Here is a 15,572-nt window from a genome sequence, read left to right as displayed (position 1 = left end):
GGCGCGTCGAGAGAGGTGGGGGGTTGACAGCCGGGATGGCGATCGCTATAATTGTGAGCGTGGGGGTAACATGGCTATACGCTTGATTTTTTATTCAACCAACCTTCAGGTAAAGCTATTATGATTCATCGCCCCCGAACTTAACAAAACTTAACAAAAAATCGGCGCGTCGAGAGAGGTGGGGGGTTGACAGCCGGGATGGCGATCGCTATAATTGTAACCGTGGGGGCAACATGGCTATACGCTTGATTTTTTATTCAACTAAGAATGAGTCGTCGCCCAAGTCAAGCCCAAAATTTCATAGAAAATCTGAGAGATGAAGTCACCCTAGAAATGGTGTTTATCCCTGGGGGAACATTTCTGATGGGTTCACCTGGGAATGAGGGTAATCATACAGAAAAACCACAGCACCGAGTGACGATTGAACCATTCTGGATAGCGAAATATGCGATCGCGCAGAAACAATGGCAACAAGTAGCCAGCTCTTACGAACTAACGAGATCTAAAATGGTATCATTCGGATTTGGAAGCGGAAAAACTGCCCGTGGAAAAAGTGTCCTGGTATGATTAGGTTGAAGCGATCGCCTATAATCACCAAAAGCACCTATAATCACCAACAGCACCCATAGTGCTAGTCTCAACAGCAAATGATACCCAGGATGTTGGCAGAGAGAGGTGCTAATGATGGATAACCTAGAATTCCTACTACAACGGGAAGGGGATAACACTTGGCTACCCCTGGAGTCTCCTGATGTTCAGGTGTTAGAAGGTCGGTATCGCATTGTTAGTCGTGGGTCCCATCAAGATCAGGAAATTGAAATTAGGATTGTCTATGATGCTATAGACGAAACCCCCCCAGTGCGCCGCATTAAGACGCTGAAAAGTTATATTAACTCAGAGGGTTTAATGGTGGTAATCCCCTATACTCGCCTCAAGCCCGGAATTTGGGAGTTTTCCTGTTCGCCAGATTTGCAGCAGGGACTGTTAGGAAATACTTGGCGTGCCACAATGAAACTACAGGTACTAGCCAACACTGATATTGACTCTGAGGAAATATTGGACGATTCCCCAGCCATTGAAAATAGTCTACAACAACAGACAGATGTGGAGTCGGTGACATCCACGACACCATCAGAAAAAACCAGTGATTCAAATCTGACAGACCTCTACCCTTGCGAAATTCAGCCAGAAACGAACCAAGAAACGGCGATCGCCATAAACGAAACCGCAGATTTGACCACAGAGGATATTTCTATAGAACTTATCCTAGAACGCGATAGCTATGTAGTCGAGTTTGGTAGCGCCGTTTTACTATCTGGACAGATTAGAATTAAATCAGACCCGGACTCTGACCCCGACATAGAAGCTATCACGTCTATGGTAGTTTCTAATCCTCAATTACAGATATGTTTGCGATCGCCTCAAGCCTCCGAAATTCTCTATGATGTTCGCCAACCCATACCACAGTCAGTTTTACCTGTGCCATTTTCCGCAGCTATTTATGTCCCCTTTGAATGCAAAACCCGATTAGTTTTGGGAGAAGTCGTTTTTTACAGTGATCAGCATCCCCCAGTCCGCAATTCTTTCAACATCACCATGTTGGTGGAACAGTTTTTAGACCCATTACCAGAGGAGCTAGAAATTGACTATGACCCAGACCAACCCCTAGTCGAAAATTCATCCTTAGCACTCCCAGCGGCTCATCAAACCCCCCTAGCCATAGTAAATAAAGAAACACAAGCCCAGCCGGTAAATCCCCAAGGCGAGCCTCAGATAGCCCTGGAATTGCCCAGCTTTGGTAACTTTATCTCTGATACCACACCACAGACAGAACCACATCCCTGGTCTAATATCCTTAACATCTCTTCTGGTTCAAATTCAGAGGCGATCGCACTCCCAGAAGTCAATCAAGAGCCCCCAGCATCCCCTAGCCTACCATTAACCACCTCTGCATCGGAAGGTTCACAGGACGAGGGTAGCAGCGGGTTATCAAATAATCTGGTTGAGATAGAGGATATTGGCAGAACCCGCCCCGACGAACCCGCCCCCACTGACCTGCCCAATACAGACCAACCCGAAACCCCCATCGACTCATCAGCCGAGTCCTCAGATGCGACCATTACCAATACTTCCCTAGCCACTTCCGGGGCGAAAAAGGCTTTACCTCATCTCAATTTGGAAGAGCGATTTTTGAGTAGATTAAGTTCCCTAGCCAAAGATCGAGATCTGTCACACTGGATGAAACAAGCATCTTCCTCAGCTTCTAATGACACAGCCGTTTCCCCACCAAAAGAACCATTAGTTTTAGGGGAGGCTCAGACCCCATCACCTAATCCTAATTATGAATTGAGCCCCTTGGTAACAGAATTGGAAGCCGAGGAAATTGTGGTAGATTATGAATCCCTCGAACCTCCCACTGTCTTCCCTCAATCCCGGTCTGGTTCTGGGGTACAAGGCAAGGACTTGACCACTGAATCCGCCTCTAATAGGTCATTTGCAGGTATGGGGAGGGCTTCTGCTACTGGTAGAGGAGGGAGTATTACCGAAACGCCATCTGTGATACCCTCAGACCAAGAAATTCCCGTCCCCATTTTAGATATCCTGACTGCTAATCCTACCGTTGGAAAGTCTTTGAAAGTTCGGGTACAAATCCCCGACAACTTACCCCGCATATATGTCAAAATATGGATATATGATCGGCAGTCCCGCAATATTGTAGATGGACCGCGCTGGATCACCGAGTTCTCACCCAACGGCTTCGATAAAATTGAAGCAACGGTTGACCTCGACATCATCTATGGCAGCTTAGAGATACAGGTAGAAGCGATCGCCGTTGAAATGCTTTCTTCACGGGAAAGTCATAAAGCGATCGTTGGGCGCACCGTGAGTCCCACATCAGCACCAACTCTTCCCATGGATGAATCGTCATCATAAATTCAGTTAATCTGAACACCCATTATCGGCTTAGGAATTGTTAGCAGAATCAATTTTGATTCTTATAGCAACTGGTGACTGTCTCCAGAGGCCGATTTGCTTTGTGTTTAACAGCCAGCCGTTCAATCCGGTTGATAAAAACCCTTGAAAACCCCAGATTTATCTCAAATCCTCGTTTTTAACAATCATTGTCAACCTCAAAAAATCCGTTTTTTTTAAGATATAAAACCGCGTTTTAGGAGTTTTAACCATGGTCATCGACTTCTCACACACATTTAAAAAATCTGCCGAAATTAGCCGTAATATAGAACAAGTTTATGGCGATGAACTCATCAATGGGGGCAGTAATTTCCAACCCATTATAGCCATCAAAGACAGCCCCAACCACCTGATTATCAACATGACGATTCCCGATATATGTCAAGATGATTTAGACATTTTAATCACCGGAGAAGCTGCCATCATTTCGGGAACCCTTCATAATTCCCAAGTTCCCTTTCGTCAACTCATCGCCCTTCCTCAAGCCGTCTCCCGCGAGCCAGTTCAAGTAGACTACACCAATGGCATTCTCAACCTCACCCTAACCAAAATCCTCTAGTCCGTTACAAGTCCCCTAGAGTGCCTCAGACCATAGCCACATCTGACGCACTCTACACAAAAATACATAAACAATTGTTAACAGACCCTAGATAAAATTTCAACATAAGTGCTACCATCATCAACTAAAGATTGATCAAGCTAGGGGTGCCTGCGAAGTCCAGGCTGAGAGACACCCTTGGAACCTGAGTCCGGCTAGTACCGGCGTAGGGAAGCTGTAACTAACAGAGGAAATACTTATGCGATCTCAATGGGTTGCCAACCGACGTGGACAGGCTAATGTATCTCAAATGCACTATGCCCGCCAGGGAATCATCACCGAGGAAATGCACTACGTCGCCACCCGTGAAAACCTAAGCCCTGATTTAATTCGCGACGAAGTTGCACGGGGTCGGATGATTATTCCCGCTAATATCAATCATACCAACCTAGAGCCAATGTGTATTGGCATTGCCTCTAAATGTAAAGTCAACGCCAATATCGGCGCATCCCCCAACTCTTCCAGCCTCACTGAAGAAGTAGACAAGCTGAAATTAGCCGTTAAATATGGCGCAGACACGGTTATGGACTTGTCTACAGGTGGAGGAAACCTCGATGCTATTCGCACCGCTGTTATTAACGCTTCCCCGGTTCCTATTGGTACAGTACCCATTTATCAAGCCTTAGAAAGCGTTCACGGTAGCATTGAGAAACTCACCGCAGACGACTTTCTGCATATCATTGAGAAACACGCCCAGCAGGGAGTCGATTATATGACTATCCATGCTGGCATTCTGATTGAATACCTGCCCTTAGTCCGTAACCGGATTACCGGAATTGTCTCTCGTGGGGGTGGTATTATTGCCCGGTGGATGCTGCATCACCATAAGCAAAATCCCCTCTATACTCATTTTGATGACATTATCGAAATCTTCAAAAAATATGATGTCTCCTTCAGTTTAGGGGACTCCCTCCGCCCCGGTTGTACCCATGACGCATCCGACGAAGCACAACTGGCGGAATTGAAAACCTTGGGACAGTTGACTCGCCGCGCCTGGGAACATGATGTGCAGGTGATGGTAGAAGGTCCTGGTCATGTGCCGATGGATCAAATTGAGTTTAACGTTAAAAAACAAATGGAAGAGTGTTCCGAAGCACCTTTCTATGTGTTGGGTCCTTTGGTGACAGATATTGCACCCGGTTACGACCATATTACTTCTGCTATTGGTGCGGCTATGGCGGGATGGTATGGAACTGCTATGCTCTGTTATGTGACACCTAAAGAACATTTAGGACTCCCTGATGCTGAGGATGTCCGTAATGGGTTGATTGCCTATAAAATTGCTGCCCATGCAGCAGATATCGCCCGCCATCGCCCAGGGGCACGCGATCGCGATGATGAATTGTCCGCAGCCCGTTATAATTTCGACTGGAACAAGCAGTTTGAATTATCCCTAGACCCTGAACGCGCCCGCGAGTATCACGACGAAACTCTCCCGGCGGATATCTACAAAACTGCTGAGTTTTGCTCTATGTGCGGTCCGAAGTTCTGCCCCATGCAAACCAAAGTAGACGCGGAAGCATTAACAGAGTTGGAGAAATTCCTGGCCTTAGAAGATGCTAAGAAAATTGCTGCTGTAGCCCGCTAGTCACTGATAGTAGAGACAAGCCTTGAATTGTCTCTACTAAAGATTAGGTAAAGGTTAGGGTAAATCAGCCTGTTCCGCCTTGGGATTATATTGGCGGTCCGGGTTGATTTATGCTGATCAACCGGATTTTATATTAAATTGGTTGCCAAATAGGTGGTTTGGGATTGCGGTCAAACCACCCAATGGTTATAAAAACTGGTTTCTTTAAAGTCGCCCTAATAGGGCCAGGCTCGAAGCCAAAACTCTCAGTCAAAAGTCAGACTGCTATGGAAATTTCTCAAATTATACCCTACGGCTAGGTTAAACCTTAGTCGTTGTCCCACTTTTCACAACCAACCAGATCGCCTATGCGGTCACGCAGGAGGAAGTTAAACGCCTCAAGTTCGTATTCTATGCAAGCCCACTCCCTAGCAGGAATGTACTGGCACAATGTATAGATCGGCTGCTGGCGGCTGATCATACCTTTATGCAGGAGATTGCGTACTTCGTCTTTAATGACGTCAAGTGAGTATTGAACGGTGGTGTAAGTCATATTTCGCCCTCATGGGGTTGCTTGCCTGATTATTTTTGGCATTGGTATCAATATAATCTAAAATCTCGATTTAGGGAAGGGTTTTTTTTCAGTATAAGTGAATACAATTTACCTTGAAATTTTGATAAATATAATCAAAACCACTAATCTCCCGGATTTGGGGCACTCAGGGGGGTATTGGCTATTAAGTTGATTAAATCAGCAACTTGTCTGACCTAGGAGATGATACTGGTTAGTGGGTTACGGAGACCATAACCCACAGGACAACCAGTGCGCTGATTGGTCTAAAATTCCACATCTCATAAATAATTGTCTATGGAATTAGGGAAAACCATTGATTGAGTTTGTCCGGTTCCAGTATGGCACAGATTTTTGATAATGTGCTGTAGTTGACGCAGGACCAATCTAAGCCTTATCTATATCTATAGTTCCCAGTAGACTTTCTAAGGCGATCGCCTGTGCGGTGGGAATCTGGCCGTATGAAAAGACATAAGGCAAATCATGGGGAATTTCCGGCAAAAACTCTTCAAGTGTATAGGGACTACCATAAATCGCCAGTGCCTTGAGTTCCCCAGTTTTTAACAATTTTTTAAACCAAACCCTGGCTATTTCAGTTAATCCAGCACTCCAGCCAAAAGGATTACCACGAATAAATAACTGTAGCAAAGTGGGAGAAAATCCGGTTTCCGCTGTCGCCAAGGTCCCACTATTGCGATCGATAAGTTGTAATTTACAGCCCAATTTAGCGGGATAAGCGATCGCCGGAGTATGATGTCCCAGAAACCGACACCAAAGCAAATCATCGACAATCACCAAATTCCGCCACTCTTGGAGTTGTAGATTGTTTGATGGCAGCTTATGGGGCTGAAGATCTAACCCACCCCTAACCTGGGACTGTTGCAAAATCAAACTGACAGTTTTCTTAGCTTCAGGAGTCGATAAAGAATCCAAATTCAGACCAGAAACCTGACAGGTAGCAATTTTCTCCTTAGCCTTATTGATGCGATCGCAAGAAGCAGCAATCCTTTCGGGGGAAATCTCACCATTTTCGACCGCCTGACATACGGCCTTAATAGTGATTTCGGGATCTTCAGGCATTAATAGAATATCAGCCCCCGCCTTTACTGCCAATACGGAGCTACTCGCCAAACTGTAACCACGGGCGATCGCCCCCATGACCAAAGCATCAGTAACAATCAACCCCTCAAAACACAATTCTTGTCGCAATTTTTCGGTCAAAATTTTCGGGGATAAGGTAGCTGGTAGTTGCTGATCCCAAGCCGGAATCAATAAGTGAGCGCTCATCACACTATCAACCCCAGCAGCGATCGCCCTTTGAAAAGGCGGTAACTCGACCTTCGCCAACCGAGCGGCCGAATGAGGTAACATTGGTAACTCAATATGGGAATCTAGCGCCGTATCTCCATGACCCGGAAAATGCTTCGCCGTAGTCAGCACGGGGTATTTTTGACAGCCCCGGATAAAAGCCGTAGCCAAATTACTAACCGTTTCTGGATTATCCCCAAAAGAGCGTACATTAATCACCGGATTATCAGGATTATTATTAACATCCACCACCGGACCCAGAACCCAATTTAAGCCTATAGCCAGAGCTTCCGAGGCTGTAATAGCGCCCATTTTTTCCGCATAATCTTCAGCCAGACTGAGGTTATGATTAGCTATAGACCCCAAAGCCATTGGTGGTGGAAACCAAGTCGCCCCAGCAAAACGCTGTCCTACTCCCTCCTCAATATCCGCAGCCAAAAATAGGGGAACTTTCGCCCAGGACTGAAGCAATTTAGTTCTAGCAGCCATTTCCGCCGCGCTACCATCAACAAAAATCACTCCACCGACCCCTAATTCCTGTAACCAGTATTGGAGGCGATCGCGCCCCGGTTCCCAAGCCGGATAGCGAATTTGGTGGTCAAACAGATGACCACTAGCACGCACCACCACCATTTGAGCCACCTGTGACGAGAGTACACTCATTGATTATGAATTACCTTTGCGTGAGTTACTGTTGTGCTTCCGGGTAATCCCCCTGAGCATTATCCTCGGCTGTATCCGAGTTTTGGTGTTCGTGAGAAATCTGATTTAACAGGTCAATAATTTTATCCCCACGTTCAAGGGAACGATCTTCGAGAAACACCACTTCTGGAGTGCGTCGTAAACGGATATGCTTTCCTAAATGGGAACGAATATAGCCAGTTGCCGATCGCAACCCTTCCATAGTGGACCGGCGCGCTTCTTCTGTCCCATAGATACTCACAAAAATTTTAGCGTGTTGCAAATCCCCGGAGACTTCAACTTCCGTAATACTGACCATTCCAGTTCCCACGCGATCGTCTTTGATGTCGTAGAGCAATACTTGGCTAACCTCCCGTTTAATCAGTGAAGCCACGCGGGAAACGCGACGATCTGTAGCCATGACGATTACCCCCCAAGCATAGATCAATTATGGACATCCACAAAATCAGGCAATTTTCGATCCATTAGTTTCCTCTAGGATCAACTCTTGGTGGTCTGATTCTGAAATTATGCCTAATATTAAGTCTACATCAGTTCTATCAATTGCGACGGAGAAGGCGATCGTTTGAGCCATTCTGATTATCGAAATTCAACTGCGATCGGGTGGAACGTCTAACTCTAAACCTTCCAACCTGCGAGCGAGGTGGACCGAGTGAGTCGCTATTTTTGTTCAAAGTATGCTCAAGTTCTGAGGAATGAGAGAGTCAGGTGGCCTTCACAGTGCCAGTGTGCCAACAGAGATCTGAGGATGTCAAACAGGGCTTTGTGGACTGGAACAGGTTTTGACTAAAATGATAATTACTGGCTAACCCCTTGAGGCATTGGCAAAAATGCGGTACAAATAGGAATATAAAGATTTCTTTAAAAATTCAGGAGGAGAGCAAATGGATTTGGATCTTCGCATTGTTGTGGTTTTGTTACCGTTGATCGTTGCTGGAGGCTGGGCTTTGTTTAAAATCGGTAGTGCGGCGATCAGTCAAGCCCAAGCCTTTATGAAAAAATAAATCCCACAGTTCCATTGTTGATCCTAACTCTTACCGACTTCCCCCTGGGGGGCGGTCGGTAAGAGTTTGGAGTAGCAACCCGCCGCCGGAACTAGGGAAGATCCCGAAACTAGCCTAGGGAAGCACCATAACCACAGTCCCCATTTCCACCTTTTCAAATAGCGCCACTATATCCTCATTCCGCATACGAACGCAACCATGAGAAGCCGCCTGTCCAATGGAGTTGACTGTCGGGGTTCCATGAAATCCTATCGCATCCTTGCCATCATGCCAAAATCCAATCCAGCGCAAACCTAGGGCGCTATTGGGTCCGGCGGGGCGCACTTCTCCAGTCCAGGGATTTTCCCACTGAGGATTTTCGACTTTTTCAGTAACTTGGAAAGTTCCGGTGGGAGTCTCCCAACCGGGTTTTCCTACGGCTACGGGATAGCTTGCTATTTGACTCTCACCTCGATATACATAAACCCGACGTTCTCCCAAACGGAGAACTACTTTGACTGGTGCTTGTTGTTCTCCGATGGGTAAAAATTGGGAAGGGTCATCGAGGGGAGGTACATCAGGATTCAAAATACTTTGGTAAGGATAAATACGCGGTGCTGAAGCACTAGCAGAAAGGGTTTGTTCAGCAGTTGGACTTGATGCCATTAAAGGCTGTTGTCCTCCCACTAGCAACATCCCAATTCCTAGGCTGGCTAGTGCTACTTTTTCGGATAGCTGTTGAAGATTATTCAGTTTACCCATGATGCTTCCTCACCAAAAACTCAAACTAATTATTACATTTGACCGTGGCAATCATTGTTCGGTTCCGATCCCATGGGATGATCATAACTAATTAGCTCAGAATTAGTCAACCATATACAACAGGTAGGGACGCTTAGGCTCCTACCTGGGTTGGGAATTCCAGTTAATTAGCTTCCAGTTCTCTCAAGGCGGCTTCGGCTTGTCTGACACCTTCATGATCGCCTTGTTTCTCATAGAGTTCGCGGGCTTTTCTAAAGGAGGCGATCGCCTGGGGTTCTCGACCTCCGCGTTCTTTCAGGGCTAGACCTAAATAATAGTGAACTGATGGTTGGTCAGCAAAGCGATCGGCGGCGCGTCGGAAACTGACGATCGCACCAATATAGTCTCTTAATCTTAGCTGAATTTCACCGATCGCCATATTAGCTGCCACTAGATCCGGTTCCATAGCTAAGGCTTGTTGATAGGCTTGCATCGCACCCTCAAAATTCTCTTGAAGGCGGAATATTTCCCCAATTTGGAACTGAATTTCACCATTAAAAGGAGACAGTCGCGCCGCCTCTTGAAAAGCATCGAGGGCGGCGGTGCGATCGCCTTGTTCCAAATAAGCTATACCCAGTTTCAGATAAATATTAGGCTGATTAGGAGCCAACTCCATCGCCTGTTGTAGAAATTGTAGAGATTGGGAAGCATTTCCTTGTCTTAACCAAGCCATTCCCAGAGATGCGTTAGCTTCCCAGTTATTAGGTTCCAAAGCCAGGGCGGTTTGATAGGCTTCAATGGCTCCCCTATAGTCTTGCTGTCTAAATAAACTGGCTGCTAACCCCAGGTGAGCATTAATGTTATCTCTCTGTAATTGGGTAGCGCGCCGATAGGCTTGTGCTGCTGCTGGGTAGTCTTGCAACCGGGCTAGGGTATAACCCAAACCGTAGTAAAAATCGGCATTTTGAGGATCTAGGGTAATAGCATCCCGATAAAATTTAGCGGCCGCCTCAAAGTCTCCCCGTAAGGCCTGTACATAGGCGAGAGCCGAATAGATTTTAGCATCACTGCTCTCTAGCTGGACGGCTTGAAGGTAAACATTGAGGGCTTCATCCATATTGCCACTATTAACGAGATCTCGCCCCTTTTGGAGCAGGTCATTAAGTTCATTGATGTTCGCCTGGGAGGTGGCTTGAGCTAAAATCTGGGGAGGTTGTGCCACGGCAGGAACTACAAACACAGTGGCAGCGATCGCCAGTAAAACATTGCTAACCAGTAGTTTAGTTGTCTTGAACACGGTTTATTATCAGTGTGAGTATGAATAAGCGATTAGACCGACCCCACTTTACCCCCAGTTAGGGAAAAAACGAGAGCGAGTCTTTTTTTTTATAGCATCAGTAGCCCAATATGCAAGAATAATTGTGAATTGACTTTGAAGATCCGCGCACCCCGCCAGAATGAAGTCAGCTAAAGGGCGGAAAACAACGAAAGTCACTGAGCAAGCCGCCTGAACAAATAAAGCACTGGAACATGGAGAAATCCGGAACAAATACTCAACATACCTCAAAAGGCGATCGCATCAAGTTCCGGGTCAATACTCCCAACTGTAGCAACGCGGAGACAACCTTCAAGGCTTCAATTATATTTGATAGGGAATATTTACCCGATGTTAATTAAAATTGGCTTTGGAGCGGTTTAAATAATAATGGTGACAGAAGCGAATCAACCACAACCTACCTGGATCAGTGTTGTCCGTCTGCTGCGGTGGGATAAGCCAGCCGGACGGTTAATCTTAATGATTCCAGCCCTATGGGCGATCGTTTTGGCGACAGGGGGAACCCCGCCTTTAACTCTGATTTTGGTGATTGTCTTTGGTAGCCTAGCCACCAGTGCGGCTGGCTGTGTGGTCAATGATTTATGGGATAGAAACATTGACCCGGAAGTGGAAAGAACCCGTAACCGTCCCTTGGCGAGTCGCGCCCTCACCATTAAAACTGGTGTTGTGGTGGCGTTGGTGGCGTTTGCTTGTGCTTTCGGGTTGGCGCTATATCTTAATCCCCTCAGTTTCTGGTTGTCTGTGGCGGCGGTTCCGGTGATTATCTGCTATCCCTTAGCTAAACGGGTGTTTCCAGTCCCTCAATTGGTTTTGTCGATCGCCTGGGGATTTGCGGTTTTAATTAGCTGGAGTGCTGCTAATGGCAGCCTAGAAGCCACGACGGGTTTACTATGGGGGGCGACAGTATTATGGACTTTGGGTTTTGATACGGTTTATGCTATGAGCGATCGCGAAGACGATCGCCGCTTGGGTATCAACTCCAGCGCCCTATTTTTTGGGGACTTTGCACCAAATGCGGTGGGTTTATTTTTCCTGGGGACAGCGGCTTTGATGTTGGGTGTAGATTTACAAATGCACCTTCATCCGGTTTCTTGGCTGGCTTTAGCTATAGTGGTGATTCTATGGGCGCGTCAGTATTGGGAACTGCGAAAACCAGAGATTTCTCGGGAGACTTACGGCCAAATGTTCCGTGATAATGTGATCATCGGTTGGATTTTGCTGGCTGGTATGGTGGGGGGAACCCTTATGGGTTGAGTCTCGGCCGGCGATCGCAGATGGTGATAACTGCTAAAAATCAGGAGAACCCAGGGGAAGGGAACATTGAGTGCGGGTGAAATTGCTGTTTTCTGGACTCGGGGGGACTGCTACCACCTCTAAGCGCCCATTCATCAACCCTAGTAGGGTCTGATTGATTAATAGACGCATCCCCGGCGAAAAGGCTATATGATTGGGGTCAATGTTGGTGCTGATGCTGGCGGGAGATTTTAGCGTAGACTCCAGCAAATCCCAGGACTCACTCCAGGCGCTGATGGGGCGTTGGTCATCAATCCAAATGTGAACATAGCCAGACTCTGGGGAGATATGGGTGGAAACTTGCACTTTCCCCGACTCACTCCCGGCGATCGCACCATCGACTAAACTAAGTAAAACTTGCTTGAGCCGAGGGCGATCGCCAATTACATACACTTGCGCCTCGGGGGGAATAATTGACAGGCGGATGTTGTGGTTAGCTGCTTGTAAGTGGGTCAGTTGTTCCACCTCCGCCAAAATCTCAGCCAGTTTCAGCGGTTGCAGGTTCATCTGTTCCCTACCATGTTCGGTTTTAGCGACCATAATCACCTCGTCCATTAACCCTACCATGCGGAGGGTGGCATCATGGGCTTGTTGGATAAAATCCCGTTCCTCTTCTGGATTTTCACATAGATCGGCAAGGATTAACTGTAAAAAGCCGATGATGCTATTTAGGGGCGATCGCAACTCGTGGGAAGTACGGGCTAAAAAACCGGCCTTAAACTGGCTGATTTCTACCGCTAAATGATAAGCCAATCGCGCCTCCTGCAATTTGGTGGCTAAAGCTGCCACCTGCGGATCACTAAAATCATTAAGTTCTGAGGTTTCCGACTCCGGTGATGGCGATCGGGAAGTTTTCGCCAAAGGGAGTTTTGGGGTGATGAATTTCATCGCCCCCCCTGGAAGTCGTCGCTGGCCTAGCCACCAACCCAGTCCCAGTCCTGCACCCAAATAGATAAATTCATTCCAGCCCATGAGTTTGTCACGATTAGTTGAGATCAGTCTAACAACAGCACTCCACCCTTGAATTGTGACATACTCTGTTGGGGTTGATATATCCTATTTAACTGTGGATTTGGGCAAGGGGCCGATTAACTCTACCCCACCGCTTCTCAGTATTTCCCAATCTCCATTTTTTGTCCACCGCACCACTGTTGAGGGAATGGCAGATCCAGACTCTGGGGGACTTTCCTTTAAACTGAGAACTTCTGGAAACTGCCTATCAATATCAGCCACTGTTAATAAGGGTGGTTGTCCCGAAAGATTAGCGCTAGTGGTAGCCAGTGGCCCAGTACGTTTGAGGATTTCTAGGGCAATTTCACACTTAGGAACCCGTAAGCCAATGGTGGTTGGATCGGTGGGATTAACTGCTGGCGGCACTGCTGAAGAGGCTGGTAGGACTAGGGTTAAGGCTCCTGGCCAATACTGGCGGGCGATTTGCTGCCAGCATTCTAATTCCCAGGTTTGGCTATCTACAAACTGCCATAAACTCTCTGCTGTCGCCCCCATCAAAATTAATGGTTTATCGGGGGGGCGTTGTTTGGTCTGAAAAATTGCCTCAGCCTTGTCTGGACGGGCTGCTAAGGCGGGTACTGTATCTGTGGGAAAGGTGATCACGGCAACCCCTGCGATCGCCGCTTTAATTAGTTCTTCTTGGGAAACTTTAGCCATAGCATAGTCTGGTAATGAGTTGACGGGCGGCCAGTAAATGGCGCATTCTTAGGGTTAGTCATACCAGTTAATTATATCAGGAAATCACCGAAACTGACGCACCAAAAACACAGCCCATATATCTATTCGTAGCGTCAGAGCAGTTCATCAGAATTTCCCCGAAAATCACCGGAACTGACGCACCAAATATATGATATATCCTGGGAATAATTAATCATATATTTTCATTATTAATGGTGGCGGTGCGTCAGGTTTTAATATCGTCGATTTTTGCCAAAATGTCGGGGTCTGACGCACCCTACAACTTATATCATCGGATGAATATATGGTGGCGGTGCGTCAGGTTTTAATATCGTCGATTTTTGCCAAAATGTCGGGGGTCTGACGCACCCTACAACTTATATCATCGGATGAATATATGGTGGCGGTGCGTCAGGTTTTAATATCGTCGATTTTTGCCAAAATGTCGGGGGTCTGACGCACCCTACAACCTACCACCGATATGGTAGGATTGACATATAGGTTGGAGCAATATCATGGCAAACCGAACTGTTTTGGGTGTATCGATCGCCATTGCACTGCTGGGGGGTGCAGTTGTCTGGGTGGAATTACAACAGCGGGAGGCGATCGCAGAAGCCCGACTGTTGGCAGACTCGGCGGGGGCGGTTGAAACCCTGTCCGGCTACGATAGTCTTTCTGCTGCTTACGACTATCTACAAGCGGCGATCGCACGCCTAGAAAATGCCCCCACATTTCCCAGACAGTCCGAGTTGGAAGAACTGACTTCTCTACGTTCCCAGTTGCAGGTAGTCCAACAAAAGCTAGAACCCGAAAAAAAAGCCCGCCAAAATTACCAGGAAGCCATCACGCGAGCCATGTCCGCCTCCCAACTCGTGCAGAACCCTCCCCACCCCCCTCCGGTTTGGGAAGAGGCGCAAAGAAAATGGCAGCAGACGATCGCCCAACTGGAAAGCATCCCACAGGCTACCTCCAGCTTTGGGGAAGCCCAGGAGAAATTGACAGGATATCGGCAAAATCTGGCGGTGGTGAGCCAATATGTGACCAGATCGCGCCAGGCTGTGGAATTGAACAATCGCGGCATGGTGCTAATTCAATCAGGGGATTATAGAGAAGCGATCGTCAACCTCAGTCAGGCGATCGAACTCAATCCAGCTTTGATGGAAGCCTACCTAAATCGAGGTTTTGCTTACGCCGCCATGGACAGCCACCAGTCAGCCCTTTCTAATTATACTATCGCAATTCGGGTTAATTCGTCAAGTCCTGAACCCTACTATTTTCGCGGGGAAGAATACCTAAACTTAGGCAACTATGAAGATGCTTTGAACGATTACAATAAGGCGATCGCCCTAGATCCTAATCGAGCCAATGCCTATTTAGATCGGGGGTTAATTCATTATGAACTCGGCAACCCCAAAAACGCAGCCGATGACTTCACCAAAGCCTCCGAATTGTTAAAGGATAGCGAAGAACCAGCCATCCGCCAATTAGCCTTTAATCTCGCCAGAGATATCCGCGCCACCTTGGAAGTAGACCCCGTGGAAACTGAACAGTCAGCCACCCCATCCTCAATGGTCCCAGAAGAAATCGAGCCAGAAGAACCCGATACAATTATTATTTATCGCCAAAGGCGCGTCAAAGCCAGCTCTATCAGCCCTTCCAGAGTTACCCGGAGTCCGTCTAGTTCCGGGAGTCGGTCTAGTTCCCGGAGTCGTTCTCGCCGCCGATAATCACACCTTAAAACCGTGGAATTTCGTGTCGCGGGGAGTTGCAGAAACCGGCTTTTCTTAGTGATAGAAACCCCGTTTATTGGT

General features: G+C 47.2%; 14 protein-coding genes and 1 riboswitch. Of the genes, 7 read left to right on the top strand and 7 right to left on the bottom strand.

Annotated features, from left to right (window positions below):
* Nucleotides 1-267 precede the first annotated feature (267 nt).
* The 4 genes from P5674_RS15870 (at nucleotide 268) to thiC (ending at nucleotide 5,159) form a co-directional block, all read left to right on the top strand.
* On the top strand, nucleotides 268-567 hold the full coding sequence (locus tag P5674_RS15870) for a formylglycine-generating enzyme family protein (RefSeq protein WP_006619002.1): 300 nt from the start codon (nucleotides 268-270) through the stop codon (nucleotides 565-567).
* 117 nt (nucleotides 568-684) lie between these two features.
* Nucleotides 685-2,934 carry a hypothetical protein gene (locus P5674_RS15865; RefSeq protein ID WP_315670094.1) on the top strand — a complete coding sequence of 750 codons (2,250 nt, stop codon included), beginning with the start codon at nucleotides 685-687 and terminating at the stop codon, nucleotides 2,932-2,934.
* 250 nt (nucleotides 2,935-3,184) lie between these two features.
* Nucleotides 3,185-3,532: an Hsp20/alpha crystallin family protein gene (locus tag P5674_RS15860; RefSeq protein WP_006619000.1), complete on the top strand. Its 348-nt coding sequence runs from the start codon at nucleotides 3,185-3,187 to the stop codon at nucleotides 3,530-3,532.
* 132 nt (nucleotides 3,533-3,664) lie between these two features.
* Nucleotides 3,665-3,761, top strand: a riboswitch (TPP riboswitch).
* Nucleotides 3,762-3,770: 9 nt separating this feature from the next.
* Nucleotides 3,771-5,159: a phosphomethylpyrimidine synthase gene (thiC, locus tag P5674_RS15855; protein WP_006618999.1), complete on the top strand. Its 1,389-nt coding sequence runs from the start codon at nucleotides 3,771-3,773 to the stop codon at nucleotides 5,157-5,159.
* A 307-nt stretch (nucleotides 5,160-5,466) separates the two neighbouring features.
* Here the strand turns inward: thiC and P5674_RS15850 are convergent, their stop codons facing one another.
* From P5674_RS15850 to rbfA, 3 genes are all read right to left on the bottom strand, one after another.
* Entirely contained in the window at nucleotides 5,467-5,691 is a 225-nt protein-coding gene (locus P5674_RS15850; protein ID WP_006618998.1) for a DUF4327 family protein, read from the bottom strand.
* A gap of 405 nt (nucleotides 5,692-6,096) precedes the next feature.
* Nucleotides 6,097-7,680, bottom strand: coding sequence for a glycoside hydrolase family 3 protein (locus P5674_RS15845; protein WP_014274076.1), 1,584 nt, complete (start codon nucleotides 7,678-7,680; stop codon nucleotides 6,097-6,099).
* A gap of 25 nt (nucleotides 7,681-7,705) precedes the next feature.
* On the bottom strand, nucleotides 7,706-8,119 hold the full coding sequence (gene rbfA, locus P5674_RS15840; protein WP_006618996.1) for a 30S ribosome-binding factor RbfA: 414 nt from the start codon (nucleotides 8,117-8,119) through the stop codon (nucleotides 7,706-7,708).
* A gap of 484 nt (nucleotides 8,120-8,603) precedes the next feature.
* On the opposite strand from rbfA, the gene P5674_RS15835 reads away from it, so the two are divergent.
* The gene (locus P5674_RS15835; protein ID WP_006618995.1) at nucleotides 8,604-8,723 is read left to right on the top strand and encodes a photosystem II protein Y; all 120 of its coding nucleotides are present in this window, start codon (nucleotides 8,604-8,606) and stop codon (nucleotides 8,721-8,723) included.
* Between the two features lie 114 nt (nucleotides 8,724-8,837).
* On the opposite strand, the gene P5674_RS15830 is transcribed toward P5674_RS15835, so the two are convergent.
* Nucleotides 8,838-9,464 (bottom strand): L,D-transpeptidase, encoded by a 627-nt coding sequence (locus P5674_RS15830; RefSeq protein WP_006618994.1) that lies wholly within the window; start codon nucleotides 9,462-9,464, stop codon nucleotides 8,838-8,840.
* 163 nt (nucleotides 9,465-9,627) lie between these two features.
* Complete coding sequence (locus tag P5674_RS15825) at nucleotides 9,628-10,740, bottom strand: tetratricopeptide repeat protein (protein WP_006618993.1); 1,113 nt, start codon at nucleotides 10,738-10,740, stop codon at nucleotides 9,628-9,630.
* Nucleotides 10,741-11,148: 408 nt separating this feature from the next.
* On the opposite strand from P5674_RS15825, the gene P5674_RS15820 reads away from it, so the two are divergent.
* Nucleotides 11,149-12,033 (top strand): 4-hydroxybenzoate solanesyltransferase, encoded by an 885-nt coding sequence (locus P5674_RS15820; RefSeq protein ID WP_006618992.1) that lies wholly within the window; start codon nucleotides 11,149-11,151, stop codon nucleotides 12,031-12,033.
* Between the two features lie 33 nt (nucleotides 12,034-12,066).
* Here the strand turns inward: P5674_RS15820 and P5674_RS15815 are convergent, their stop codons facing one another.
* Complete coding sequence (locus P5674_RS15815; RefSeq protein ID WP_006618991.1) at nucleotides 12,067-13,044, bottom strand: sensor histidine kinase; 978 nt, start codon at nucleotides 13,042-13,044, stop codon at nucleotides 12,067-12,069.
* Between the two features lie 84 nt (nucleotides 13,045-13,128).
* A complete protein-coding gene (locus P5674_RS15810; protein ID WP_006618990.1) occupies nucleotides 13,129-13,740 on the bottom strand; it encodes an L-threonylcarbamoyladenylate synthase in 612 nt (203 codons plus the stop codon).
* A 536-nt stretch (nucleotides 13,741-14,276) separates the two neighbouring features.
* Here P5674_RS15810 and P5674_RS15805 point away from each other — a divergent pair.
* Nucleotides 14,277-15,488: a tetratricopeptide repeat protein gene (locus tag P5674_RS15805; protein ID WP_006615976.1), complete on the top strand. Its 1,212-nt coding sequence runs from the start codon at nucleotides 14,277-14,279 to the stop codon at nucleotides 15,486-15,488.
* Nucleotides 15,489-15,572: the final 84 nt, after the last annotated feature.

This window comes from Limnospira sp. PMC 289.06, from assembly GCF_032350395.1.
Lineage (GTDB): Bacteria > Cyanobacteriota > Cyanobacteriia > Cyanobacteriales > Microcoleaceae > Limnospira > Limnospira platensis.
The sequence above is the reverse complement of the archived record's forward strand: the minus strand, read 5'-3'. Positions and strand labels throughout refer to the sequence as shown.

Bases quoted from the DNA above. Each gene is read 5' to 3' on its own strand.
- P5674_RS15870 (WP_006619002.1), top strand. From the start codon at position 268: ATGAGTCGTCGCCCAAGTCAAGCCCAAAATTTCATAGAAAATCTGAGA.
- P5674_RS15865 (WP_315670094.1), top strand. From the start codon at position 685: ATGGATAACCTAGAATTCCTACTACAACGGGAAGGGGATAACACTTGG.
- P5674_RS15860 (WP_006619000.1), top strand. From the start codon at position 3,185: ATGGTCATCGACTTCTCACACACATTTAAAAAATCTGCCGAAATTAGC.
- thiC (WP_006618999.1), top strand. From the start codon at position 3,771: ATGCGATCTCAATGGGTTGCCAACCGACGTGGACAGGCTAATGTATCT.
- P5674_RS15850 (WP_006618998.1), bottom strand. From the start codon at position 5,691: ATGACTTACACCACCGTTCAATACTCACTTGACGTCATTAAAGACGAA.
- P5674_RS15845 (WP_014274076.1), bottom strand. From the start codon at position 7,680: ATGAGTGTACTCTCGTCACAGGTGGCTCAAATGGTGGTGGTGCGTGCT.
- rbfA (WP_006618996.1), bottom strand. From the start codon at position 8,119: ATGGCTACAGATCGTCGCGTTTCCCGCGTGGCTTCACTGATTAAACGG.
- P5674_RS15835 (WP_006618995.1), top strand. From the start codon at position 8,604: ATGGATTTGGATCTTCGCATTGTTGTGGTTTTGTTACCGTTGATCGTT.
- P5674_RS15830 (WP_006618994.1), bottom strand. From the start codon at position 9,464: ATGGGTAAACTGAATAATCTTCAACAGCTATCCGAAAAAGTAGCACTA.
- P5674_RS15820 (WP_006618992.1), top strand. From the start codon at position 11,149: ATGGTGACAGAAGCGAATCAACCACAACCTACCTGGATCAGTGTTGTC.
- P5674_RS15815 (WP_006618991.1), bottom strand. From the start codon at position 13,044: ATGGGCTGGAATGAATTTATCTATTTGGGTGCAGGACTGGGACTGGGT.
- P5674_RS15810 (WP_006618990.1), bottom strand. From the start codon at position 13,740: ATGGCTAAAGTTTCCCAAGAAGAACTAATTAAAGCGGCGATCGCAGGG.
- P5674_RS15805 (WP_006615976.1), top strand. From the start codon at position 14,277: ATGGCAAACCGAACTGTTTTGGGTGTATCGATCGCCATTGCACTGCTG.